Origin of the sequence: Mesorhizobium sp. B2-6-1, assembly GCF_006440475.1 — a bacterium.
Classification (GTDB): domain Bacteria; phylum Pseudomonadota; class Alphaproteobacteria; order Rhizobiales; family Rhizobiaceae; genus Mesorhizobium.
This window is the reverse complement of record NZ_VFUH01000002.1, coordinates 428,136-452,102: the sequence shown is the minus strand read 5'-3', so window position 1 is coordinate 452,102 and position 23,967 is coordinate 428,136. Positions and strand designations below refer to the sequence as shown.

Sequence of the window (23,967 nt, the reverse complement as noted above, 5' to 3'; positions counted from 1 at the left end):
GCGATGCCGTCGCGCCCCGCGATCGGCCTATGCGGTCTTGTCCAGCCGGTCGCGAAGCATGCTCCACGGCAGCAGCGCGTTTGGCGCGAAGCGCAGCAGGCTGTGGAACGGCATCGGCGACGGCGGCGCAAAGGGCAGTGGCAGATCGCGGGCGTCGGTTCCGCTAGCCCAGTCCGCAAGCACCTTGCCCATGGCCGTGGTCATGGCGATGCCGCGACCGTTGCAGGCGCGACCTGCGATCAGCCCCGGTCCGAGATCGATGAGGTGGGGCAGGAAATCGGGTTCGACTGCTGCCATCCCCGACCAGCCATAGGCGAGCGGCGGCAGGTCCGGGAGCTCGAGATGCCGGGCCAGCCGCCGCTGGATCGTCTGCGGCAGGCGTCGGTCCGCACCGGGGCCGAAGACATGCATGCCGCCGCTGATCAGCCTGTTTTCGGCATCGAAGCGGTAGGTGAAGAGATTGCGTCTCGTGTCGCCGACGCCTTGCCCGCCGGGCAACAGGCGGCTGCGCACCTCGCGCGGCAGCGGCGCCGTCGCGATCTGGAAGATTTTCAGCGGGAAATAGGTTTTCCGAAGCCCCGGATTGAGCTGTCCGCCATAGGCGTTGGTGGCGATCAGCACCTTTCCTGTGCGCACCGAACCCATTTGCGTCTTCAGCGACCAGCCGTCCGCGATACGGTCGATCGCGGCGACGCGCGTGTGCTCGAACAGGCGCGCGCCGGCTTTTTCCGCCACGTCGGCCAGGCCGCGCGCATAGGCGACCGGATTGAGCACGCCTCCTGAACGATCCATCCAACCGCCGACATAACCGCGGGCGCCGGTCAGCGCCTCGATTTCTTGCCGGTCCAACACGACGGCCGGTCGGCCGCGCTCCGCCCATTGCCCCGCGCGTGATTTGACCTTTTCGAGCGCGACAGGGGAATGTGCCGGCTGGATCCAACCGTTCTGCACCGCGTCGCACTTGATGTCGTGCCGCCTGATCAGGCCGAAGACCAGGTCGGCGCTGCCAGCGGCGAAGTCGATCAGCCTCTCGCCGCGCGCGGGGCCTAGATGGGCCTTTATCGCATCCGGATCCATTTTGGCGAAGTTCGGTACGATGAAGCCGGCATTCCTGCCGGTAGCGCCCCAGGCGATGGTTTCGGCCTCGAGAACGGCGACCGAAAGACCTCTGGCCGCGGCATGCAAGGCCGTCGAAAGGCCGGTGAAGCCGCCGCCGACGATGGCAAGGTCGACATCGAGCTCGCCTTCCAGCGCCGGGCGGAGGCGGGTCTCACGGCTGACCGCGTGCCAAAGCGAAAGCGCTTCCTGCCGGGCCATTGCGGTCACGAGCCGCTCTCGCTGGCGGCCACCTTCGCCCGCTTGCCGAGCCGTGCCCGCCGCGGCCGTTCCCCGAACAGTCCGTTGGGGCGGACCAGGAGGATGATGCACAGCATGACGCCGATTGCCACGATCTGCAGGGATGCGGCGCGGGCCTGTTGCTCCGGCGGGAACAGCGCGCTGGTGAGCGTGCCCGACCCGGCCCATATCCCCCAGACCAGGATGCTGCCGATGACGGCACCGGCATTGCTGCCCGAGCCGCCGACGATCAGCATCACCCAGACCTGGAAGGTCAGGATCGGCAGGTAATTGTCCGGCGCAATGAAGCCGGTGAAATGCGCCTGCAAGGCGCCCGCAAGCGCCATGATGGCGCCGCCGACCGCGAAGGCCTGGACACGGTAGAAGCGCGCGCTCTTGCCGAGCGAGATCGCCGCCCGCTCGTCCTCCCGCAGCGCCTTCAGCACCCGGCCCCACGGGCTGCGAGACAGGTGCTCCAGCGCCAGATAGGCGACCAGCGTGACCGCCGAGACGACGGCAAGGTTCGACAGGTTGAACAGCAGCGGCGTCTCGGCGAGGCTGCCGAAAGGGCGCGGGATGAAGCCGATGCCGAACGGACCGCCGGTCAGTTTCTGCGCATTAAGCGCGACCAGTTGCACGACCACGGCGACGCCGAAGGTGGTGATGGCAAGGTAGTCGGATCTGAGCCGCAACGTGGCGATGCCCGTCAGGGCCGCGGCGATGCCGCCGACGACCATGGCGCCGACCCAGCCGGCCAGGATCGGTAGCCCAAAACCGCCCAGACGCGCGGCATCGTCCGGCGTCGTCAGCAGCGCCGATGTATAGGCGCCGATGGCGACGAAGCCGGCGAGCCCGACATTGAAGAGCCCAGTCAGCCCCCATTGCAGATTGAGCCCCAGCGTGACCAACGAAAAGATCAGCGCCGTGGTCAGGAAGAAAGCGCCATAGCCGAGCAGGTCCATCAGCGTTCCCTCACACCAAAAAGGCCGATCGGCCGCACGAACAGCACCGCCATCAAGATGATGAAGGAGACCGCCGCGCGCCATTCGGCGCCGATCAGTTGCACGGCGCCCGCTTCGGCGAGCCCGATGATCACCCCGCCGAGCACGGCGCCCGGGATGCTGCCGATACCGCCGAGAATGGCGGCGGCGAACATCGGCAGCAGCATGTCGAAGCCCATGAACGGGCGGATCTGCACCAGGATGCCGATCATCACGCCGGCGACGCAGGCAAGCGCTGCGCCGAGGACCCAGGTGACACGCACCACCTTGGCGACATCGATGCCGACGATGCGGGCAAGTGCCGCATTCTGGCTCAGGGCCTGCATGGACCGGCCGGTCTGCGTGCGCGTCATCAACAGGTGTACGCCCAGCACCAGAATTGCTGTCAGCAGCAACAGCGCGATCTGGTCCGGCGTGATGCGGATGCCGAAGCCGACCGGCATGGCGATCTGGATGGCGCGGCTGAAATAGGTCGGGCGTGAGGTGAAGGTGAACTCGAGCAGGCTTCGCAGCGCCATCGAGGCGCCGAAACTTGCCATCACCACGATGATGGCCTGGCCCTGAGAGCGCAGCCGCGCGAACAGCACCTTGTCGAGCAGCAGCGCCAGCAGGGCGGTGAATGCCATGCCGACGACCAGCGCGACGATGAGCGGCCAGCCGAAGGAAAGCGGGGCGATCGGCGCCACCTTGCCGATCGTCGCGCCAATGGCGCCTACGACGGCCAGCGTCGCATAGGTGCCCCAGGCCATGAAGTCGCCATGGGCGAAGTTCGAGAAGCGCAGGATCGAATAGGTCAGCGTCACGCCGATGGCGCCGAGGCCGATCATCGAGCCCGTCAGCAATCCGTCGACGATGAATTGCAGGTTCATGCCGCACTTCCCTTGCCTGAAGGCGCGGCCTTGCCGGCGCTGTCCGGGCGCTGGCCAAGATAGAGCTCGGCGACCACCGGATCGCTCCACAGTTCAGAGGCGATGCCCTCGTGCCGGTCCTTGCCTTCGACCAGCACATAGGCGCGGTCGCCGATGGCGAGCGCCGCCTTGGCGTTCTGTTCGACCAGCAGGATGGTGACGCCGGACTTGCGGATGCCGGCCAGCATCTCGAACACCATCGAGACGAATTTCGGCGACAGGCCGGCCGACGGCTCGTCCAGCACCAGCACCTTGGGATGGACGATCAGCGCCCGCGCCACGGCCAGCATCTGGCGCTGCCCGCCCGACAGATTGCCGGCGGCGATACGGCGCTGGCGCGCCAGGTCCGGGAAGGTCGCGTACATCTCGTCGATGCGGGCGGGAACCTCGCGGCGCTCGATGATGCCGCAGGCAACCCTGAGATTGTCGTCGACCGACATCAGTGGAAACACGTTCTCGGTCTGAGGCACGAAGGCGAGCCCAAGCCGCACCATGGTGTGGGCCGGTGCGGTGGTGATATCCTTGCCGTCGAGGAGAACGGTGCCGCCGGTGACCGGGACGAGACCGGCAATTGCCTTGATCAGGCTCGACTTGCCGGCACCGTTGGGGCCGAGAACGACGACGATTTCACCCTTCCTCACCGTGATCGAGGCACCGCGCACGATCGGCACGCCGGGCTCGTAACCGGCTTCGAGGTTGCGGACGTCAAGCACGGTCCCGCTCATGCCGCGCCCCCGAGATAGGCTTCGATGACGCGCGGATCGCGCGCCACCTCGTCGGCCGTGCCCTCGCACAGAAGCTCGCCGCCCGCCATCACCAGAACGCGATGGCAAAGCCGGGTCACCATGTCGATGTTGTGCTCGATCAGAAGAAAGGTGATGCCGCTTCTGTTGATGTCGCGGATGCGGTCGATGATGACTTCGAGCAGCGTGGCGTTGACGCCGGCCGCGGGCTCGTCGAGCAGGATGATCGCCGGGTCGGCCATCATCACACGGGCAAGTTCGAGCAGTTTGCGCTGGCCGCCCGAAAGCACCCGCGCCGGTTCGTGCGCCAGCCGGGTGAGCGAGACGAGTTCAAGCAGTTCGGCAGCCTTCTCGGCGGCTGCCTTCTCTTCGGCGGCGACCCGCCACGGGATCAGGAAATTGGCGAGCAGCCGCTCCCCTGCCTGACGTTGCGCGGCGAGCATGACGTTTTCGATCAGCGTGAGATTGGGCAAGGGCCGGGGAATCTGAAAGGTGCGCCCAAGACCGCGGCCAATGCGCAGGTGCGCTGCTTCGCCGGAGACGAGCGCCCCGTTGAGACGTATCTCGCCGCTTGTAGGCAGGATGCTGCCGGCGAGCAGGTCGAACATCGTCGTCTTGCCGGCGCCGTTGGGGCCGATCAGGCCGAGGATTTCGCCCGGGCGGACCTCGAACGAGACATCGTTGACGGCGACAAGGCCGCCGAAACGCCGCACGACGTTCTTTGCCGCCAGAACCGGCGCCTGGGTCTCCGTCCCATGCCGTTTCGCCGTGTCGTTCATCAAGCCCTCTGGCCGAAGCGGTCTTTGCCGCTTTCTGATTTTTTGATTTGTGATCACACTTGCTTTGATCACGCTAATCAGCTTTAATTTTCTCCGCAAGCCGAAAACAGGCCAGGCCGCCGAAAAGGCCAAGATCGGGAACGCCATGCAAAGGGCTGCTGTCGAGCGCACCAACGAGGTCATCGCCGCGCAACTCGCGCCGGTCGGCCGCGAGACGGTGCAGGACCGCGTCTATTCCGAATTGCGCCGGGCGCTGATTGGCGGTCTCTTCGAGCCGAGCCAGGTTCTGACCATACGCGGCCTTGCCGATGCGCTGGTCACGTCTACCATGCCGGTGCGCGAGGCGCTTGGGCGGCTGATCACGGAAAAGGCGCTGGAAGCGCTTCCAAACCGCTCGGTGCGGGTGCCGCCGATCACGCTGGAACGCATCGACGACCTCCTGCGCGCCCGTGCCCTGATCGAAGGCGAAGCAATCGCGCTTGCCGCCGCGCGCATGGATCCGCGTCAGATCGCCACCATCGAAACCATTCTCGGTGAATGGGACGAGATGCGGGCGCTGAAGCACAAGAAGGATGTCGACCGCGAGGTGACGCTCAATCAGAGCTTTCATTTCGAAATCTATCGCGCCTGCGGTTCCGCCGTGCTGATCCCGATGATCGAGAGCCTCTGGCTGCAGTCGGGACCATGCATCCGAGTTGCAATCTATGCCTTTTCCGAGGCCGGCGAGGTCGACACCGCCCATTATCATCGCAGCATCGTCGCCGCGCTTGCGGCGCAGGATGCCCAGGCCGCACGCGAGGCGCTGGTGGCCGACATCAGCCGCCCTTTCGCTTTCCTGCGCGACAAGCTGAAGTTGACGGCAAAAGCGGAGTGAATGCCTGATATGACCAGACGCATCATCAGGATCACCGAGCCGCATTCCGAGCTGTCGGTGACGGCGCAGTTGCTGCCGGAAAAAGCGCCAGAGAACGCAACGTTCCTGTGGTCTTACCTGGCCGAGCCGCGCGTCGTCGCGGGCATTCATGCCATGTGGACCGGCCCGGAAATCTCCTGTCCGATCCCCGCGGCGCATCTGGACGGCGAGGCCTTTGCCCAGGCCTTGCCGGCGGAGAACGCGACGCTGACGCCGCAGCCCGGCGACATCGTGCTTTCCTATGTGCCGCCGCGCATGTGGGGCGGCAACCCGCATGCGATCTTCGACATCGGCCTGTTCTACGGGCAAGGCGCGCGCCTGCTGTTTCCGATCGGCTGGCTGGCGGGGAGCGTCGTTGCGCAGGTGCTGCCTGAGCAACGCGATCAGTTCGCATCTGCCTGCGGCATCATTCGCCGCAATGGCGCCTGCGACGTCACCTTCGCGCGGTTGGAGAGCTGAAATGGCTGAACGCGACGACAGCTTCGAACTTTTCGACCTCCGCGTCGAGGCTGTCGTCCCCGAGGGCAAGCCGGTGTATTGCGGCGCCAGGCCCGGCGACTATTTCGAGCTGAAAGGCGAGATGCTGTCGATGCCGGTGGGCCAGGGATTTTCGATCTATTCCATAGCGGCCGTGCTGCCGCTGCTGGCGGCGAAGCAGCGCCCCACCCATGCCAATGACTGGATGACCTCGGATGCCGAGATCGCCTGTCCCGATCCCAATTGCGCCAGCAGGCTCAGGATCGTCAGGACCGGCAAACGGCGGTTCAGCCACGCCGAGACCACGGCGGTGCCGCTGCCGAAGGAGAGTGAGCAGAGATGACCGCCAAGACTTTCGAACTCAGCCCCGGCTACACAATCTCGCGCGTCATTCGCGGTGGCTGGCAGTTGGCCGGCGGCCACGGCGCGGTCGACCGTCAGCAGGCAGTATCTGACCTGATCGCCACGTTCGACGCCGGCATCTGGACCTATGACTGCGCCGATATCTACACCGGCGTCGAGGAGCTGATCGGAGCGGCGCGGCTGCGTCTGGCCAACGAACGTGGTCTCGATGCCGCCGCCAGGATGAGGGTGCACACCAAGCTCGTGCCAGACCTCGAGCGGCTCGCCGGCATCAGCCGCGATTACATCAGAGGCATAGTCGACCAGTCTCTGCGGCGGCTGAAGACCGAGCGGCTCGACCTCGTGCAGTTCCACTGGTGGGACTATTCAGTGCCTCGCTATGTCGACGCGATGGGTTGGCTCGACGAGCTCCGGCTGGAAGGCAAGGTGCGCAATGTCGGCACCACCAATTTCGATACGCAGCGTCTGGGCGAAATCCTGTCGGCCGGCGTGCCAGTCGTCAGCCAGCAACTGCAATACTCGGTCCTCGACCAGCGTCCGGCGGCGAGCCTCGCCGCGCTCGCCGCGCGCAACGGCGTCAGCTTTCTCTGCTACGGTTCGGTGGCCGGCGGCTTTCTCGGCGACAGATGGCTCGGCGTCGCCGAGCCGGACATGCCGCTCGAAAACCGCTCGCTGGTCAAATACAAGCTGATCATTGACGACTTCGGCGGCTGGGAGCTCTTCCAGGCCCTACTCAGTGTGCTGAAGCGGATCGGCGACCGCCACGGCGTCGACATCGCCACTGTCGCCAGCGCCTGGGTGCTCGAGCAGCCGCAAGTGGCGGCCGTCATCGTCGGCGCCCGGAACCAGGCGCATGCGCTGGCCAATGCGAAGATCATGGATGTCGCGCTCGGGGCCGAGGACCGGGCGGAGATCGGCGCCGTGATCGCCCAGAGCCGGGGTCCCCTCGGCGACGTCTACACGCTGGAGCGTGACCGTCACGGCCGCCACGGCTCGATCATGCACTACAACCTCAACGCGGCCCGGCCATGAGCGCCACCACCGAAAGGCTGTTTTCGCGGGCCAGCACCGAAATCGTCGAGTTGCATCGCTTCTTCGTCGACTGGTTCGTCGCATCGCGCGTCGGCAAGGCCGATTTCAGCCGCTTCGAACGCGTCATGGGCGAAGGCCTGGCCATGGTCACGCCTGACGGCACGGTCCTCGATCGCGATGCGGTCGTCGACCATGTCCGCGCAAGCCGCGCTTCCTGCGACGAAGCCTTCGCCATCTCGATCGAGGACATCCGGCCGGGCTGGCAAACCGGCGACGCGATCGTCGTGCTCTATGTCGAGGCGCAGTTGCGAGGCGGCAAGCATAGCCGCCGTCAGTCGAGTGCGCTCTTCACCACCAATCCATCGGCGCCCAACGGCGTCGAATGGCGACATCTGCATGAAACCTGGCTGCAGATGCCGGAAAGCTGAACAGGCTCCAGGCGTGAAATTTGGTTCGTGTAACTCAATTCGTGTAGCTCAAGGGGAACAACAATGAGAAAGACGATACTCCAACTCACCACCGCGCTCGCTCTCGTGACGATCGCCGGCGCGGCCCATGCCGCCGACTGCAAGATCACGGTCGGCCTCGTCATGGAATTGACCGGACCGGCCGGTGAATACGGCCAGGCCGGCGCGAAATCGGTCGAGATGGCCTTCCGCGACATCAACGACGCCGGCGGCGTTCGCGGCTGCGATCTGGTGACCGACACGCGCGACAGCCAGAGCCAGGGCAACATCGCCGTCGATGCGGCGACCCAGTTGGTTCAGGTCAAGAAGGTGCCGGTGATCATCGGCGGCATCATCTCCTCTGTGTCGATCCCGATCCTGACCTCGGTCACCGCACCGGCCAAGATCGTCCAGGTCTCGCCGGCTTCGTCCTCGCCGACGCTGACCGCGCTCGGGCGCGATGGCAAGACCAATGGCATCTTCTTCCGCACCATCACCTCCGATGCGCTGCAAGGCGTGGCCGCCGCGAAATACGCCATCGACAAGGGCTTCAAGAAGCTGTCGATCATCCATGTCAACAATGATTTCGGCGTCAACATGGTGGCCGAATTCTCGCGCGCCTACAAAGCGCTCGGCGGCACCGTCGTCTCCGACACGCCCTACAACGAGAAGCAGTCGAGCTATGCCTCGGAAGTGACGGCGGCCATGGCCGGCGAGCCCGACGGGCTTTATCTCGTCAGCACGCCGGTCGACGGCGCCACCGTCGCCCGCACCTGGATTTCGCAAGGGGGCGTGCAGAAATTCCTGCTCAATGACGGCATGAACAGCCCGGACTTCATCGAGTCCGTCGGCGCCGACTATCTCAAGGAGGCCTATGGCACCTCGTCCGGCACCAGCCCGACCGCCTCCACCGACTACTTCACCAAGAACTACAAGGAGTTTTCGGGCATCGAACCGTCCAATCCTGCGGCCGACCGTTCCTATGATGCCGGCGCCATTGTCGGCCTGGCAATCGCCATCGCCGGCTCAGAGGATCCGGCCAAGATCAAGGACGCCATGTACAAGGCGGTCGATCCGGCTGGCGCGCCGATCTTTGCCGGCAAGGACGAGTTCGCCAAGGCGCTCGGATTGATCAAGGAAGGCAAGCCGATCCGCTACGAAGGTGTCATCGGCCCGGTCGCCTTCGACAAATATGGCGACATCACCGGTCCGTTCCGCCTGTGGAAGATCGTCGACGGCAAGGTAACGACCGACGGTGAAATGACCACCGACGACGTCAATGCCCTGCAGGCGAAGCTCCAATAGGCCGTCACATCAGGCAGCCCGGCATCGATCTCTCGATGCCGGGCTGCTCGCAACCTGCCTTGGCCTTGCGCTCTGAAATTCATGTCGTCCACAACAAGGGCTGCGGGCTTCATTCTCCCGACCCGCGTGACAGCCAGCGCCTGCGTCTTTCGCGCTGTTCGGCGAGCTCGGCCTCGTCCCAGTAGCCGATCAGCACGCCGGGCTCGATCAACGGATCGAAGTGCCGCATCCTGTCGTCGTTTCCCGTCAGCCATTCCTCGGCGGCGGTGATGCGGTTGTTGGGCAGCGCCAGCCAGCGGAACAGCGCCTGCCGCAGTCGTTCGATGTCGGCCGCCGCCGATGCTTCGGTGCCGAGGTCGCGCAGCTCGTCCGGATCACCGTGCAGATCGAAGAACATCGGCGCCAGGCCCTCGCCATGGACCAGTTTGAAGCGGCCGTCGGTGATCATGTAGAGCTTGCAGTCGGCGACCGGCATAGCGAGCTTCAGCCGCGCGGCATCGCCGCCATAATCGTACTCGCTCACCGCGTGCCGCCGCCAGTTCACGTCCTGGCCTGCCAGCAGCGGCAGCAGCGACCGGCCCTCGAGAACATGCGGCTTCGCCTTGCCGCCGAAGAAGTCGAGGAAGGTGGGCGCGAGGTCGATCATCTCCACCAGCGCATCGGACGTCGTGCCGCGCGTCGCGTCGGCCTGCCGGCGCGGATCGCAGACGATCATCGGCACCTTGGCCGCGACGTCGTGGAACAGGTATTTTTCGCCCAGCCAATGGTCGCCGAGATAGTCGCCGTGGTCGGAGGTGAACACGATCATCGTGTTGTCGAACAGGGCGCGCTGCTCCATGAACTCGAACAATCCGCCCAACTGATCGTCGATCTGCCTGATCAGGCCCATATAGCAGGGAACGACCCTTTCGCGGACCTCGTCGCGGGAGAAGTTCCTGGAATAGCGCTCCTGCTGGAAGGCTTCGAAGATCGGGTGAGGCGAGACGCGTTCTGCTTCGCTGCGCACGACCGGCTTTATGTCGGCCTTGCCGTACATGTCGTGATAGGGCGCCGGCACGATGTAGGGCCAGTGCGGCTTGATGTAGGAGAGATGCGCGCACCAGGCTTCGCCCTTTGCCTCGGCCTCCTCGATGAAGCGCATGGCGCGGCGCGTCATGTAGGGCGTTTCCGAATGCTCCTCGGGAATGCGCGCCGGCTTGTCGGCATGGACGAGCAGCCAGCCGTTGAAATTCTCGCCGTTCTCGCCTTCACCGGAATTGGCCCAGTGCTCCCACGGATTGGCGGCATCGAAGCCGTGCTCGCGCAGATATTGGTCGTAGGCCGGGTCGGGATCGTAGGCGGACGACGGATGCAACCCGTCGTCGCGCTCGAACGGTTCGAAGCCGCATTCGGCGACGCGCACGCCTATGATGGACGTCTTGTCGATGCCGAGGCGCTCCATGCCTTCCTCGTCGGCCCTCATATGCGTCTTGCCGATCAGCGCGCAGCGCACGCCGATCTCGCGCAGATGCTCGCCGAGCGTAGGCTCGCCGACCCTGAGCGGCACGCCGTTAAGCGTCGATCCGTGCGAGCGGACATAGCGGCCTGTATAGGCACTCATGCGCGAGGGCCCGCACACGGCCGATTGCACATAGGCGTTGGTGAAGCGCACGCCGCGGCTGGCCAGCCGGTCGATATTCGGCGTGTGCAGGGTCTGGTGTCCGGCGCAGCTCAAATAGTCGAAGCGCAGCTGGTCGCACATGATGAAAAGGACGTTGCGGCGGTCTGTCATTGGTCGTCCGTCATTGTGGTTCGCGCAAGACCGGTGTGCCAGAACGGCCGATGTCCTACAACGATGCCTCAAAATATCATTTTACCCAACCAGATGCCTCATGCACTGTGGGAGCCGGGAGGGTCGAAATCGTGCCGTTCGTCACCATTGGCGGCCTTGCGCTGCACCACCGCTATGTCGAGGCGACCGGCACCGCGCGGCCGGTGATCTTCATCAATTCGCTGGGTACCGATTTGCGCATCTGGGACGATGTCATCTCGCAATTAAGCGGTGACATGCCTCTGCTGGTCTACGACAAGCGCGGCCACGGACTTTCCGATATCGGCAGCGGCATCCGGTCGATCGATGATCATGTCGACGATCTCCTGGGCCTCATCGATCATTTCGATCTCGGCAGGGTCGTGCTGTTCGGCCTGTCGGTCGGTGGCTTGATCGCGCAGCGGCTCTATACCCGTCATCCCAGCTGCGTTGAGGCTCTGATCCTGTCCGACACGGCGCACAAGATCGGCACGGACGAGAGCTGGAATAAGCGTATCGCCACCGTCGAGCGCGATGGGATCGAGGCGATAGCCGACGGTGTGATGGAAGCATGGTTCACGCCCGGCTTCCATGCCGCGCGTGCGGCCGACCTTGCCGGTTGCCGCAATATGCTGACCAGGCAGGCGCTGCCGGGTTACATCGGGACATGCATGGCGGTCCGCGACGCCGACCTCACCGAGGCCGCGCGGCGTATCGCGGTGCCGACACTTTGCATGGTCGGCGACCAGGACGGCTCGACACCGCCCGATCTCGTCCGCTCGCTGGCAGCGCTGATCCCCGGCGCCCGCTTTGAAATCATTCCTAATGCCGGCCATATTCCCTGCATCGAACAGCCGGAGGCGGTGGTCGCGCTGATCCGCGATTTTGTCGCGTCGCCTCCTCCGGGGCAGAAACCTTTGAGCGCGGCTACCCCTTGATCGCCGAGCCGACGATGGAATCGACGAAAAAGCGCTGCAGCAGGACGAAGAGGATGAGCGGCGGCAGCACGGCAAGCGTCGCGCCGGCCATCACCAACCCGGTGTTGACGGCGCCTCTGTTGTAACTCAACAGCCGGCTGAGGCTGATGACGATCGGATAGGCGTCGGCGTTGCCTTGCAGCACGGTCAGCGGCCACAGATAGCTGTTCCAGTGATAGACGAAGGCAAACAGCGCCAATGCCGCGATCGCCGGCGCCACGCTGGGCGCCACGATCTTGAACAGGATCAGCAGTTCGGAGGCGCCGTCCATGCGCGCAGCGTCGATCAGATCGTCAGGCACGCTTGCAATGAACTGGCGCATCAGGAAGATACCGAAGGCATTGGCGAGGTTGGGCACGATGATGCCGGCGAGGCTGGCATTGAGGCCGATCGAGCCGACGAGGCGATAGAGCGGGATCAGCGTCACGATCGGCGGCAGGAACATGGTCGCGATCAGCACCGAGAACAAAAGCGAGCGGCCGGGGAAGTGGTATTTGGCGAAGGCGTAGCCGGCCATCATGCTGGTGATGAGGATACCGGCTGTGGTGATCGAGGCGATGACCAGGGAATTCCACATAGAACGGCCGACATTGACCACGCCCGAAACTTTCCCGTAGGCGTCGAGGCTCGGCGTGTGCGGGATCCACACCGGCGGCACCTGCATGCTCTCGGCCGGAGTCTTGAGACTGGACAGAACCATCCAAACCAGCGGAAAGGCCGACGCCACGGCCACGAGCAGCATGAGCGTGGCCAGCAGCGCCTTGCGGCCGGCGGGGCGTCTGCGCGGCAACCGGCTCGACGATCCCGCGCTCATTCCTGATCCTTCCGGTTGGCAAAGGCGAACAGAGCGCAGACCACGACGATCAGCGACAGCATCAGCATGACGGCCATGGCCGAACCCAGTCCGCCCTGCGCGCGCTCGATGCCGACGCGGCGTATGTGATAGGTCAAGACATTGGTCGAGCCGACCGGCCCGCCCTGCGTGATCAGCGCCACCGGCTCGAACACCTGCACGGCGTTGATGATGGCGATCACCGCGCTGAACAGGAGTGTGCGTCGCAGCAACGGCAAGGTGATGAAGCGGAACTGCTCGAACCGGTTGGCGCCGTCGAGTTTTGCCGCCTCGTAGAGGCTGCCGGAAATCTGGGTCAGCCCCGCAATCGCCAGCACCGTGAAATAGCCGACCTGCTGCCACACATTGAGCAGGACGATCGAGATCAGCGCCGAGCGCGGGGACGACAGAAAGGGCTGCGGGTCGACGCCGATCAGGCCGAGCATCTGATTCAGCGGCCCTTCACCAGGCGAATAGAGTTTCGACCACACCAGCGCCACCGCGATCATCGGTACCATATAGGTGGAAAACAGCACGGTCCGCAGCGCCGTGCCGCCGCCAACATCGTGCTGGTGGACCATCAGCCCGAAGGCGACCGAGAGCGGCAGGATGAGGATGACGGAAAGCGCGGTGTAGATGGAGGTGTTGATCAACGCGCCCTTGAAGTCGCGTCCGACCGATGAGGCGCCGAAAATCTCGCGAAAATTGTCGAAGCCAATGAAGGCCGCATTGGAAAAAGGCGTCTGCGTCGACCAGTCCTGGAAGGATAGCCAGACGGTGAGCAGCATCGGCAACAGGATGAAGATGCCGATCAGCGTCACGGCGGGCGCCAGCATGATGCCCGCCGAGGCACGGTACCTGTTGATCATGGTTCAGTCTACTTGGCGGCGCGCTCCAGGATCGAGGCGGCGTCCGCTTGCGCCGTCGCCTGCGCATCCTTGGCCGAGACCTGGCCATACTGCAACGCCTCCAGCGTCTGCTGCAGGGATTCCGAGAACTCCTGTCCGCCCGGCACGACCGGGAAGGGCTTGGCGTCGGCCAGCACGCTGACATAGCCCGACAGGAATTCCGAGCCGAGCTTGTCCTTGTGGGCCTCGATATCGGAGCTGCGCGAGGGCAGGATGCCCATCGACATCAATATGTCGGACATCGCCGAGGCGCCGTTCTTGCCGGATTTCGGATTGTTGAGCCAGGCCAGGAATTCCCATGCGGCCTTCTGCTCGGCCTCGCCGGCATTGCCGTTGACCACGGTCATCCAGGAATAGGAGATCGAATGCGGCTTGTCGCCGCTCGGGCCGACGGGGATTGGTGCGGTGGCGATATCCGCGAACCTGTCGCCCATGCCTGCCTTCAGCGCGCTTTCCCACCAATTGGCCATGATGATCATGCCGGTCTTGCCGGAGACGAAATTGTCGAGGAAGGGGCCGGTGGTGTTGGCGTCTGCCGTCGCCATGGCCGGCACGCTGGCGCCCGATTTGATGAGATCCTCATAGAGCTGGAAGGTCTGCGCGGCCTGCGGAGTGTCCAGCGCCGGCTTGCCGTCCTTGACCAGGTCGCCGCCATTGGAGACCAGCAGCGAGGCGAAGGGGTGGACGACGCCCGCCGCCCAGGAATTGATCATGCCGAAACCCTGCTGGCCGGCATCCTTGTTGGTCAGCTTCTTCGCCGCCTCCTTGAACGCGTCCCAGGTCTTCGGCGCAGCAGTAATGCCGGCCTGCTTGAACAGTGCCTTGTTGTAGTTCAGCGCGTAGACGTCGATCTCGTTGGGAATGCCGTAGAGCTTGCCGCCGACCGACGCGGCGCTCACCACGCCAGCGGGCCATGCTCCCTTGACCTCTTCGGCGACAGGGTCGGGGGCGGGCGCGACGAGCTTGTCGCGGGCGAGCTCAGGCAACCAGAGATCGTAGATGCCGCCGATCGTGGGACCGTCCGCGCCGCCGCCCTGGGAGCGCAGCGTGGTCAGGAGATCGCCGAAGGGAACGGCGCGCACGGTGACGCTGACATCTGGATTTGTCTTCGCATAGTCCTTGGCCGCCGCTTCCAGCAATGCGACCGTCTCCGGCGACCAATGGGTGAGATAGGAGATGTTGACCGACTGCGCCCAGCCGCTGGCGGGCAGGATGGCCAGGCTCGCGGCCAGAGCCAGTTTCGAAGTCCAGGCAAGAGACATCCTCATCCTCCCTCAGGCTAGCGATCACGATGACGTTATGACAACATGAAGCATTGGCGCAAGGGCCCGATTGCGAAAAAGCTGCGCATGGCGCTGTCCCTGATTTCTCTGCTGTCCGTTCACGTACGAAATTTACGGTGGAAATACAGTTAGCTGTGAAGGAATCATGGTTGATTGGCTTAGCCCAGCCGTTCCCGGAGGGAGTGTCAGACCTCTTGCGGAGGCTGCTATGTCGTTATAATGACTTTCCTGAGGAATGACTCTCCGCGGCGTCGATAGGGCCGCGGGACGCCAAGGACAGATAAAAATGGGAGACTGGCAATGAGCATGCTTTCAATTCACCGACGCGCAGCCCTTGGCCTGATCGGCGGCCTTGCCGCCTGCGCTGGCCTGTTCACCAGCCTGCCGGCGCGGGCCGACAGCACGGTGACGCTGTGGAGCTGGCGCACCGAGGACGAAGCCGCGATGCGCCGCATCTTCGATGCCTTCGAGGCCAAGAACCCAGGCATCAAGGTCAACATCCAGTTCACGCCGGATGCCGACTACCAGAACCGCCTGAGCACGGCGTTGCGTGGCGGGCGCGGGCCCGACATCGCCCAGCTCAAGGCCTATGGCGAATTGCAGCCTTTCGTCGAGGCGGGCTATCTCGACGCGCTCGACGAGAGCGTGCCGGAACTGAAGAGCATGCCGGACGCAGCCCTTGGCGGCGCGCGTGGGCGCTCCGACGGCAAGCTCTACGGCGTGCCCTATTCGGTGCCGATGATGGGCGTCTTCTACAACAAGGATATCTTTGCCGCGCAGGGCATCGAGGTCCCCAAGACCTACAAGGATTTCGTCGCCGCCTGCGACAAGCTGAAGGCGGCCGGCATCACGCCGATCGCCACCGGCGGCGCCAACGGCTCGGCGTGGGAACTGGAGATCGGCGTCGGCGTCATCGGCCCGACCGTCTACGGCCCCGGCTTTTACGACGAGATGATGACCGGCAAGGCGACCTTCGAGGATCCGCGCTATGTCGCGGCGCTGAAGCGCTTCGCCGAGCTGAAGCCTTATTTCCCCGACGGCTTCGCCGGGATCGACTACACCACCGCCACCCAGCAGTTCATTGGTGGCAAGGCCGCGATGTTTCTTGGCGGTTCGTTCGAGAATGGCAGCTTCAAATCGCAGAACCCGAAGCTGAAATTCTCGATCTTCCCGTTCCCCGCCGACGATGCGGGGGCAAAGCTCTACACCTCGGCCTTCTCGGACGGCTCCTACGGCCTCGTCTCCGAAAGCGCGAACAAGGAAGCCGCGATCAAGGTGCTGGACTTCATGGCCTCGGCCGAATTCGCGCAAATGTTCGCCGACGAACTCGGCTGGCCGCCGGCCCGCACCGATGTCACGGTGAAGGACCCGGTATTGGCCGAGATGATGGAGATGTCGAAGAACTCGACGCCCTACCTGACGCTGGTCGGCTTCCGCTGGCAGTCGCCGACCGCCTCTTCCGTCCTGCAAGCGGAGATCATCGACATGGTCGAAGGCAACATCGCACCGGAGAAGCTGGCGGCCGACATGCAGGCCGCCGTCGCCACCTGGTTCAAGCCGAAGCAGTAAGGAGCCGGGCCGGCCGCAATGCGGCCGGCCTCCCACCGGGCAAGCCACGCATGATCGATCGTCGCCGCAAAAGCAGCCTGAAGCGAACGCAGCAGCGCATGGCCGTGCTTTTCATCCTGCCGGCGCTGGCCGTCTACGCCCTGTTCGTCCTCTATCCCTTGGCGATGTCGCTGTGGGGCAGCTTCTTCATCTGGAAGGGGCTGCGCATCACCGAGTTCGCCGGCCTGTCGAATTTTTCGCGCCTGTTCGTTTTCCCCAGTAGCGCCAGGCTCTACGGCGCGCTCTGGCACAACACCGCCTGGTTCTTCGGCATCATGGTCTTCCAGAACGGCATCGGACTGCTGTTCGCCTGGCTGCTGTTCCTGCGTGATCGAGGTGCGGCCTTCTTCCAGTCGGTTTTTTTCTTCCCCGCGGTGCTGAGCCCGGTCATCGTCGGTGCGCTGTGGCGCCTGCTCCTGGCGCCGGGCGGCGTGGTCGAATGGGCGCTGAACGGGCTTGGCCTGCACCAGGGCAGCCTGACCGTGCTTGGCAACAGCCACACCGCGCTGGCCATGCTGGTCGCCGTCGACGCCTGGAACTGGATGGGCCTGCCGGTGCTGATCTACACGGCGGGCCTGCGGCAGATTTCGGGCCAGATCTTCGAGGCGGCGAAACTCGACGGCGCCGGCAATGCGCGCATGCTGTTCTCCGTCGCGCTGCCCTTGCTGATGCCGGCGCTGGGCACGCTGACGACTTTGTCCTTCATCAACACCTTCAACCAGTTCGACATCGTCTATGTGATGCAAGGCGTACAGGGCAATCCGAGCTATTCGACCGACACGCTGGTGACCTATTTCTACAGGCTGGCCTTCGGCGCGGAGGGCGCCGTCGGCATCACCGATATCGGGCTTGCTTTGGCGTTGGGCACCATGCTGTTCCTCATCCTCAGCGTCGGCACGCTGTTGATGCTGCGCTTCTTCGACCGCCGCACGGTGCAGCTATGAGCGCGCTGGCCATCTCAGGCAGTCCCCTGATCTCGCGCCGGCTTTCGCGGCTGCCCGGTTGGACGGTGCTTGCCGTATGGACGGCGGCCGTGCTGCTGCCGCTCTACATCCTCGTCGTCTCCTGCTTCAAGTCGACGGCCGAAATCTACGACAACCGGCTCGGCCTGCCGACAAGCTGGGCCTTCGACAATTTCGTCAACGCGTGGACACGTGCCGACCTCGGCCACAATTTCATCAACAGCCTGATCGTCACCGCCGGGACGGTCATCCTCACCATCGTCGTCTCGGCCATGGCCGCCTATCCGCTCAGCCGTTACCGGCTGGGCTGGAACGCCATCATGCTCGGCCTGTTCCTGTCCGGCATCATGCTGCCGATAAGGCTCGCCTCGGTCGAGCTGTTCACGCTGATGCGCAATCTCGGCCTGCTGGATTCCCTGACCGGACTGATCCTCGTCTATTCGGCGATCCGCATTCCCTTCGCCGTCTTCATCTTCGCCAATTTCATGCGCGTTCTGCCCTCCGAACTCGACGAGGCGGCACGCATGGACGGCGCCGGCGAGGTCCGCATCCTGTTCCAGGTCATCCTGCCGATGGTGAAGCCCGCGGTGTCGATCGTCGCCATCTTCACGGCAATCGCCGTGTGGAACGACTTCTTCTTCCCGCTGATCTTCATCTTCGACGACCGCTACAAGACCGTGCCGCTGGCCATCAGCGTCTTCGTCGGCCAGTACCGCACCGATTGGGGCCTGGTGTTCGCCTCGCTGGCGATCTCCATGGCGCCGATCCTGATCATGTATTGTCTGCTCGCCCGCCAGATTCGAGAGGGCGTAGGCGCTGGGGGAGGCATGAAATGATCGAGGACAGGATCTATGACGCCAAATCCATCCTGGTCGTCGGTGCGCATGCCTTCGATGCCGAGGTGATCGCCGGACCGCTGGCGGCGGCCGCCGTAATGAGGGGCGCCACGGTGACGTTCCTGCACCTGAGCATGGGCGAGCAGGGCCATCCGTGCCTGATCCCCGAGCATTATTGCGCCCAGAAGGAAGAGGAAGCGGGCAGGGCCGCCGCTCGCCTCGGCGTCGCCATGCGCAATCTAGGCCTGCATGACGCCTTCCTGCCTTCCGATGACGAGACGGCGCTGAAACTGTGCGATGTCATTCGCGAGCTGAAGCCGGAAGTGGTCATAACCCATTGGCACGGCAGCTGGCACAAGGACCATCGCGCCGCAGCCAAGCTGACGCAGACCGGCATCTTCTTCGCCGCCCTTCCGACTGTTGCGCGCGACCATGCCGCCTTTACGCCGGGCTTGCTGCTGTTCGGCGAGAACTGGGAGGACGATGACGGTTTCCGCCCCGAGCACCTGGTCGACGTCAGCGACGGCTTCGAGGCGTGGAGCGAGGCGGTGCATGAATACGAGCTGGCGCGGGGCCTGAGCAGCTTCCCCTATGTCGATTACTACAGCGCGCTCTACCGTCTGCGCGGCTGCCTGCGCGGCACGCGCCATGCGCAGGCCTTCGCGGCGGCCTCGCATTCCTGGAACGCCGGCAGCGGTCTGTTCGCGCCACCGGCTGCCGGAGGGCGCCGATGACGCGGGTTCTGGCCATCGATCTCGGCGGCACCAATCTGCGCGCCGCCGTCCAGTCCGGCAATGTCAGCGCGCTGGAGAGGCCGAGCCGCGAACCGGCGCCGGCAAGCCTTGATGCCTTCGTCGCCCGCATCACGGCGCTTTGCGCCGAGGCCGGCGCGGTCAAGGCGTTGGGCCTGGCGGTGCCAGGTCTCGTCGAGGGGTCGGTCTGCCGCTGGATCCCGAATCTCCCTTGGCTCGACGGTGTCGACATCGCGGCGCTGTTCCCGCAGTTGCGCGTCGCCGTTGGCAACGACGCGCAGATCGCCCTGCTGGCGGAAGCCGTTGAAGGCAGCGCGAAGGGCATGTCGGATGCGATCCTGCTGGCAATCGGCACGGGCATAGGCTCGGCGGTGCTCGCCAACCACCGCATCGTCGCCGGCACGCATGGCGGCGCCTGCTCGTTCGGCTGGGCCTGCGCCGACATCCAGGACCATGGCGAGGAGCGCAGCGGCTGGCTGGAGCGCGTTGCATCGGGCCGTGCGCTTGACGCGCTTGCCGGTCAGGTCGGCCTTGCCAGCGGCCGCCAGCTGATCGCGGCTGCCCAGGCGGGCGAACTCGCGGCACAGACCCTGCTCGAGCTGCCGGCGCGCCGGCTGGGCACCGCGCTTGCCGGCGCCGTCGCGCTGCTCGACCCCCAGGTGATCCTGGTTTCCGGCGGCCTTGCCGATGCGCTTGACGTCATCGGACCGCCGCTGCTTGCCGCGCTGCGGCGCCAACTGCCGCCGCATCTGCGCGGCATTTCTCTCAAGGCTGGCGCGTTCGGCCCCGGCGCCGGCCTGGTCGGTGCGGCAGTGGCCGGACAGGCCGGAAGCGGGTGGAGACAGATCCGATGAGTGAAGCCAGTTTTCAGCAGCCGGATCGCAGAAGGCCCGAGCCGCTCTGGTATCAGGTCGAGGAGGCCATCCGCGCCATCGTCAAGAGCGGCGAATGGGCGACGGGCGACCAGATCCCGGCCGAAGACCGGCTGGGCGCGCTTTTCGGGGTCAGCCGCATCACGCTGCGCCACGCTTTGCGCAATCTGGAGGAAAGCGGATTGCTGCGCCGCGAACACGGACGCGGCACCTTCGTGCGCTCCACCACGCTCGTCGCCGGCACCCGCGAACTGACGAGCTTCACCCAGGAGATGGGCAACATCGGCGTCGTTGCCGGCTCGCGCCTGCTCGATTGCAGCCTCACCATCGCCAATGCGGCGGCGGCCGGCGCGCTGGAGATTGAGGAGGGTGACCCGGTGGTGCGCATCCGGCGGCTGCGGCTCGGCAACAACGAACCGATCGGCATCCAGACGGCGCAGCTCTCAGCCGCACGTGTGCCGGGCTTCCTCGACGCCGGCCTGCTGCAGGGATCGCTGTACGAGGCGCTGGAGCGCCACTACGGCATCGTGCCGGTGGCGGCGCGCGAGAATTATCGCGTCGGCGCGGTTGGCGCGGCGGATGCCGAGCTGCTCGATCTGCCGGTCGGCAGTCCGGCTTTCGTGGTCGAGCGTATCGCCACCGACGAGCGCGGTCCGTTCGAGTTCACCGTCTCCATCATGCGCGGCGACCGCTACGAGATACGCTCGACGCTGCGCGCCGGGCGCGTCCCGTCAAATCCGCGAAGCTGATCCATCATCACCCAAGCAGACACTTAACAGGAGTACCCACGTGTCCGACCTCTACATTCACCGTCTCGCCGCCCTCATCGACCAGGCAGCGAAAACCAATGAAGCGGCCTTTGGCCAGGCAGCCAGCCGCTTTGCCGACTCGCTTGAAGGCGGCGGTCTGATCCATCTCTACGGTTCAGGCCATTCGGTGCTGCCGGTGCAGGAAGTGTTTCCGCGTTACGGCAGCTATGTCGGTTTCAACCCGCTGACGGACCCGCGCGTGATGTGGCACAATGTGCTCGGCGCCGGCGGCGTGCGTGAGCTGCTGTGGCTGGAGCGCACCGAGAAATACGCCGAAAAATTCCTGGATCATCAGCCGCTCAACAAGGGTGACTCCATCATCATCTTCGGCCACAGCGGCCGCAACTCTTCCGGCATCGATACGGCGCTCTATGCCAGGAAGCGCGGCATCTTCGTCGTTGCGGTCACCAGCAAGAACAATCTCGACAAGCCCGCGACGCACTCCTCCGGCAAGCGACTGGCCGACGCGGCCGATCTCGTCATCGACACCTGCTCGCCGATAGAGGATGCGATCGTGCCGGTCGAGGGCTGGAGCCGTCCGGTCTCCGGCTCTTCGACGGTGCTCGCCATGATCCTGGCGCATGAGCTGATCGCGCGCACCGCCGAGCAGCTCGCCAAGCGCGGCATCGAACTGCCGGTCTTCGCCTCGCCGACGATCGCGGGCGTGACCCTGCACGACACCGATGTCATCTACGGCGTCTACCGCGAACGCATGCTGGAAGCACAGAAAAAGCACCTGCCGGCCTTCCAGGCGACGATGCGGGGCGAATGATGTTCGGGGCGGGAGGCGTCGCGGACGCCTCCCGCCATGGATGCGCCCAATACGAACTTATCATCGTCGATGCAAGACCGGGCCTATCCCATTGGCTTCCTTCCGAAGCTTCAGTGTCGCTTTGAAAGCGTCAATAAATAATTTGACGCGCGTAATGACTCCGCGATCTATTGGGAACCGTTAAAACTTGACTGGACAAGTTCGGTCGAGCATTGCTGCTTCCAGGCAACGGCCGCGTGACTCGTGTCGGCCGGGGCGGCGGGCGAGGGCAAGGGACCCTGAATATCGATGGCGGAAAAGACGCACCGCACGATGGATGACTTCGCCCGGGCGTGCGGCGTGTCACGGCCGACCCTGTCGAAATATTTCGATGATCCGGCGAGCGTCAAGCCGGCGACGCGCACCCGCATCGAGGCCGCGCTTCGCTCCTCGGATTATCAGCCGAACCTCTTCGCCCGTAATCTCAACCGCAAGCGCACCCGCAATGTCGGCATCGTCGTGCCGGCGATTACCGATCCGTTCTATGCCGAGATGGTCAGCCGCATTGAGCTGCGCTGCCGCGACGAAGGTTTTTGGCCGATCGTCATCTCCTCGCACGGTTCGCCCAGGCTTGAGTCGGAATCGGTCAAGACGCTCACCTCGCTGAAGGTGGCCGGCGCCATCGTGGCCCCGCTGGGATCGGTCTCCGAGCCAGGCGTCTTCGAACGGATGGGCAAAGACATCCCGATCGTCTATTTCGACACCTATATCGAGGGTGACACGCCCTTCGTCGGCAACGACAACCACCAGAGCACGTCGATCATGGTCGATTATCTCTGCCGGTCCGGCGAGCCGCCGGTGTATGTCGACATCCCGCACGTCAACCACAATTCGGGCGAGCGACTGCATAGCTATATCGAGACGATGCGGGCCGCCGGCCTTGAGTCTGTCGTCATCAACGCGGCGCGCGACTACACCTGGGACTTCGAGCGGATCGGCCATGAATGGATGGAAAGGACGCTCGACAAGGGAGGCCTGCCTGGTCGCACGATCCTGTGCGCCAATGACCGGCTCGCCTTCGGCATCATGTCGGCCGCTTTCACGCGCGGGCTGAAGATCGGCCGCAAGCCCGATTGCGATTTCCGTGTCGCCGCCCATGACGACCACCCGTTGAGCCGCTACACCTGTCCGCCGCTCACCACCATGGCGCAGGACTTCGCCGCAATGGCCGGCCGCAGCGTCGAGATCCTGCTGGCCTTGCTCGACGAGGCCCGCCCGCCCGCGCATGACCTCGTGCGAAACGTCAAGCTCGGCGCGACCCTGGTGATGCGTCAATCGGCCTGAGCGCGCGTCTGCAATTGGAGCCAGGCCGCGGCCTCGCTCATCGCTTGCCGCGCGGCGAGAATGTAGGGGCCCATCGAGACGAAGCCGTGGATCTGGCCCGGCCAGTGCCGCAGGACCAGCGGCACCCCTTCAGCAAGCAGGCGTTCGCCATAGGCGGTCCCTTCGTCGGCCAGGATATCGTGACCGGCGGTCAGGACAAACGCCGGCGCCGCGCCTGCAAGGCTCGATGCCAGCAGCGGCGAAACGCGCCAATCCTTGATGTCGTCCGGGGTGCGCACATAGTGGTCGCGGAACCAGGCCATGGTGGCGGCGGTCAGTCCAAACCCGTTGCCGAAACGGCGGTAGCTGTCCGCCGTCTGGCGGGCATCGGTGTTGGGATAGATCAGGATCTGTGCGGCAAGCGGCGGTGCTTGCCCGTCGCGGGCGAGCAGTGCCAGCACGGCGGCAAGGTTTCCGCCGGCACTGTCGCCGGCAACGGCGATACGGGCAGGATCGATGCCGAGATCCCCGGCGTCTTGCGCGATGAAGCGGAGCGCTGCCGCGCAGTCTTCGAGCCCGGCGGGGAATTTGTGCTCTGGTGCCAGTCGATAATCGGGGCAGACGACGAGGGCATTGGCCAGATTGGCCAGCCAGCGGCAGATCTCGTCATGCGAATCGAGATTGCCGATGACCCAGCCGCCGCCATGCAGATAGAGCACGGCGCGCGCGCCGGTTCGCGGTGCGCCGATGCCGCGATGGATGCGGATCGGAACCGGGCCGTTCGGTCCGTCGATCTGCCGCTGCGACGTCGCCGCGACCGGCTCATGTTCGCCCTGCTGCGCCGGGAACGAAGCATTGTAGGCGGCCCGCGCCGCCGCCACGCTGCCGTTCTCGAACGGCGCACCGCCGGCCGCGCGGCCGATTTCCAGGGCACGCAGAGCATCAGGATCGAGCGTCATCGCA

At 64.9% G+C, this 23,967-nt stretch carries 25 protein-coding genes; 15 read left to right on the top strand and 10 right to left on the bottom strand.

Annotation, left to right across the window (positions count from 1 at the left end; genetic code table 11):
* Window positions 1–27: 27 nt before the first annotated feature.
* The 5 genes from FJ443_RS06835 to FJ443_RS06815 are packed head-to-tail and all read right to left on the bottom strand — an operon-like array spanning window position 28 to window position 4,766.
* Complete coding sequence (locus FJ443_RS06835; RefSeq protein ID WP_140663266.1) at window positions 28–1,326, bottom strand: FAD-dependent oxidoreductase; 1,299 nt, start codon at window positions 1,324–1,326, stop codon at window positions 28–30.
* Window positions 1,323–2,300 (bottom strand): branched-chain amino acid ABC transporter permease, encoded by a 978-nt coding sequence (locus FJ443_RS06830; protein ID WP_181167662.1) that lies wholly within the window; start codon window positions 2,298–2,300, stop codon window positions 1,323–1,325. Before FJ443_RS06830 ends, FJ443_RS06835 begins: the two co-directional genes overlap by 4 nt.
* On the bottom strand, window positions 2,297–3,205 hold the full coding sequence (locus tag FJ443_RS06825; RefSeq protein WP_140663262.1) for a branched-chain amino acid ABC transporter permease: 909 nt from the start codon (window positions 3,203–3,205) through the stop codon (window positions 2,297–2,299). The genes FJ443_RS06830 and FJ443_RS06825 overlap by 4 nt, the downstream gene beginning before the upstream one ends.
* Complete coding sequence (locus FJ443_RS06820; protein WP_140497660.1) at window positions 3,202–3,969, bottom strand: ABC transporter ATP-binding protein; 768 nt, start codon at window positions 3,967–3,969, stop codon at window positions 3,202–3,204. The genes FJ443_RS06825 and FJ443_RS06820 overlap by 4 nt, the downstream gene beginning before the upstream one ends.
* On the bottom strand, window positions 3,966–4,766 hold the full coding sequence (locus FJ443_RS06815; protein ID WP_140520932.1) for an ABC transporter ATP-binding protein: 801 nt from the start codon (window positions 4,764–4,766) through the stop codon (window positions 3,966–3,968). Before FJ443_RS06815 ends, FJ443_RS06820 begins: the two co-directional genes overlap by 4 nt.
* A gap of 145 nt (window positions 4,767–4,911) precedes the next feature.
* Between FJ443_RS06815 and FJ443_RS06810 the strand changes: the two genes are divergently transcribed.
* The 6 genes from FJ443_RS06810 (at window position 4,912) to FJ443_RS06785 (ending at window position 9,302) form a co-directional block, all read left to right on the top strand.
* Window positions 4,912–5,640 carry a GntR family transcriptional regulator gene (locus FJ443_RS06810; RefSeq protein WP_140497664.1) on the top strand — a complete coding sequence of 243 codons (729 nt, stop codon included), beginning with the start codon at window positions 4,912–4,914 and terminating at the stop codon, window positions 5,638–5,640.
* A 9-nt stretch (window positions 5,641–5,649) separates the two neighbouring features.
* A complete protein-coding gene (locus FJ443_RS06805) occupies window positions 5,650–6,138 on the top strand; it encodes a DUF3830 family protein (protein WP_140497666.1) in 489 nt (162 codons plus the stop codon).
* 1 nt (window position 6,139) lies between these two features.
* Window positions 6,140–6,499, top strand: a complete 360-nt coding sequence (locus FJ443_RS06800; protein ID WP_140497668.1) for a TIGR04076 family protein — start codon at window positions 6,140–6,142, stop codon at window positions 6,497–6,499.
* On the top strand, window positions 6,496–7,551 hold the full coding sequence (locus FJ443_RS06795) for an aldo/keto reductase (RefSeq protein ID WP_140497670.1): 1,056 nt from the start codon (window positions 6,496–6,498) through the stop codon (window positions 7,549–7,551). The genes FJ443_RS06800 and FJ443_RS06795 overlap by 4 nt, the downstream gene beginning before the upstream one ends.
* Window positions 7,548–7,979 (top strand): DUF4440 domain-containing protein, encoded by a 432-nt coding sequence (locus tag FJ443_RS06790; protein WP_140663259.1) that lies wholly within the window; start codon window positions 7,548–7,550, stop codon window positions 7,977–7,979. The genes FJ443_RS06795 and FJ443_RS06790 overlap by 4 nt, the downstream gene beginning before the upstream one ends.
* 63 nt (window positions 7,980–8,042) lie before the next feature.
* The gene (locus FJ443_RS06785) at window positions 8,043–9,302 is read left to right on the top strand and encodes an ABC transporter substrate-binding protein (protein ID WP_140514561.1); all 1,260 of its coding nucleotides are present in this window, start codon (window positions 8,043–8,045) and stop codon (window positions 9,300–9,302) included.
* 109 nt (window positions 9,303–9,411) lie between these two features.
* On the opposite strand, the gene FJ443_RS06780 is transcribed toward FJ443_RS06785, so the two are convergent.
* Complete coding sequence (locus tag FJ443_RS06780; protein ID WP_140663250.1) at window positions 9,412–11,073, bottom strand: alkaline phosphatase family protein; 1,662 nt, start codon at window positions 11,071–11,073, stop codon at window positions 9,412–9,414.
* Window positions 11,074–11,204: 131 nt separating this feature from the next.
* On the opposite strand from FJ443_RS06780, the gene pcaD reads away from it, so the two are divergent.
* On the top strand, window positions 11,205–12,029 hold the full coding sequence (pcaD, locus tag FJ443_RS06775) for a 3-oxoadipate enol-lactonase (protein WP_140520927.1): 825 nt from the start codon (window positions 11,205–11,207) through the stop codon (window positions 12,027–12,029).
* On the opposite strand, the gene FJ443_RS06770 is transcribed toward pcaD, so the two are convergent.
* Genes FJ443_RS06770 through FJ443_RS06760 form a run of 3 tightly spaced genes read right to left on the bottom strand, consistent with a single transcriptional unit; the run spans window position 12,019 to window position 15,070 of the window.
* Window positions 12,019–12,882, bottom strand: a complete 864-nt coding sequence (locus FJ443_RS06770; protein WP_140497680.1) for a carbohydrate ABC transporter permease — start codon at window positions 12,880–12,882, stop codon at window positions 12,019–12,021. The genes pcaD and FJ443_RS06770 overlap by 11 nt on opposite strands.
* Complete coding sequence (locus tag FJ443_RS06765; protein ID WP_140663242.1) at window positions 12,879–13,769, bottom strand: sugar ABC transporter permease; 891 nt, start codon at window positions 13,767–13,769, stop codon at window positions 12,879–12,881. Before FJ443_RS06765 ends, FJ443_RS06770 begins: the two co-directional genes overlap by 4 nt.
* 8 nt (window positions 13,770–13,777) lie before the next feature.
* Complete coding sequence (locus tag FJ443_RS06760; protein ID WP_140562043.1) at window positions 13,778–15,070, bottom strand: sugar ABC transporter substrate-binding protein; 1,293 nt, start codon at window positions 15,068–15,070, stop codon at window positions 13,778–13,780.
* 321 nt (window positions 15,071–15,391) lie between these two features.
* On the opposite strand from FJ443_RS06760, the gene FJ443_RS06755 reads away from it, so the two are divergent.
* The 8 genes from FJ443_RS06755 (at window position 15,392) to FJ443_RS06720 (ending at window position 23,025) form a co-directional block, all read left to right on the top strand.
* A complete protein-coding gene (locus tag FJ443_RS06755) occupies window positions 15,392–16,660 on the top strand; it encodes an extracellular solute-binding protein (protein ID WP_140514572.1) in 1,269 nt (422 codons plus the stop codon).
* Between the two features lie 50 nt (window positions 16,661–16,710).
* Window positions 16,711–17,643, top strand: a complete 933-nt coding sequence (locus tag FJ443_RS06750; RefSeq protein ID WP_140514575.1) for a sugar ABC transporter permease — start codon at window positions 16,711–16,713, stop codon at window positions 17,641–17,643.
* Complete coding sequence (locus tag FJ443_RS06745; protein WP_140663235.1) at window positions 17,640–18,497, top strand: carbohydrate ABC transporter permease; 858 nt, start codon at window positions 17,640–17,642, stop codon at window positions 18,495–18,497. Before FJ443_RS06750 ends, FJ443_RS06745 begins: the two co-directional genes overlap by 4 nt.
* Window positions 18,494–19,231 (top strand): PIG-L family deacetylase, encoded by a 738-nt coding sequence (locus FJ443_RS06740; RefSeq protein ID WP_140663228.1) that lies wholly within the window; start codon window positions 18,494–18,496, stop codon window positions 19,229–19,231. The genes FJ443_RS06745 and FJ443_RS06740 overlap by 4 nt, the downstream gene beginning before the upstream one ends.
* Window positions 19,228–20,103: an ROK family protein gene (locus tag FJ443_RS06735; RefSeq protein WP_140663222.1), complete on the top strand. Its 876-nt coding sequence runs from the start codon at window positions 19,228–19,230 to the stop codon at window positions 20,101–20,103. The genes FJ443_RS06740 and FJ443_RS06735 overlap by 4 nt, the downstream gene beginning before the upstream one ends.
* On the top strand, window positions 20,100–20,870 hold the full coding sequence (locus FJ443_RS06730; RefSeq protein WP_140520922.1) for a GntR family transcriptional regulator: 771 nt from the start codon (window positions 20,100–20,102) through the stop codon (window positions 20,868–20,870). Before FJ443_RS06735 ends, FJ443_RS06730 begins: the two co-directional genes overlap by 4 nt.
* 40 nt (window positions 20,871–20,910) lie before the next feature.
* The gene (locus FJ443_RS06725) at window positions 20,911–21,702 is read left to right on the top strand and encodes an SIS domain-containing protein (protein ID WP_140520921.1); all 792 of its coding nucleotides are present in this window, start codon (window positions 20,911–20,913) and stop codon (window positions 21,700–21,702) included.
* Between the two features lie 288 nt (window positions 21,703–21,990).
* Window positions 21,991–23,025: a LacI family DNA-binding transcriptional regulator gene (locus FJ443_RS06720; protein ID WP_140663219.1), complete on the top strand. Its 1,035-nt coding sequence runs from the start codon at window positions 21,991–21,993 to the stop codon at window positions 23,023–23,025.
* Here FJ443_RS06720 and FJ443_RS06715 read toward each other — a convergent pair.
* Window positions 23,013–23,963 (bottom strand): alpha/beta hydrolase, encoded by a 951-nt coding sequence (locus FJ443_RS06715; protein WP_140663395.1) that lies wholly within the window; start codon window positions 23,961–23,963, stop codon window positions 23,013–23,015. The genes FJ443_RS06720 and FJ443_RS06715 overlap by 13 nt on opposite strands.
* Between the last annotated feature and the right edge of the window lie 4 nt (window positions 23,964–23,967).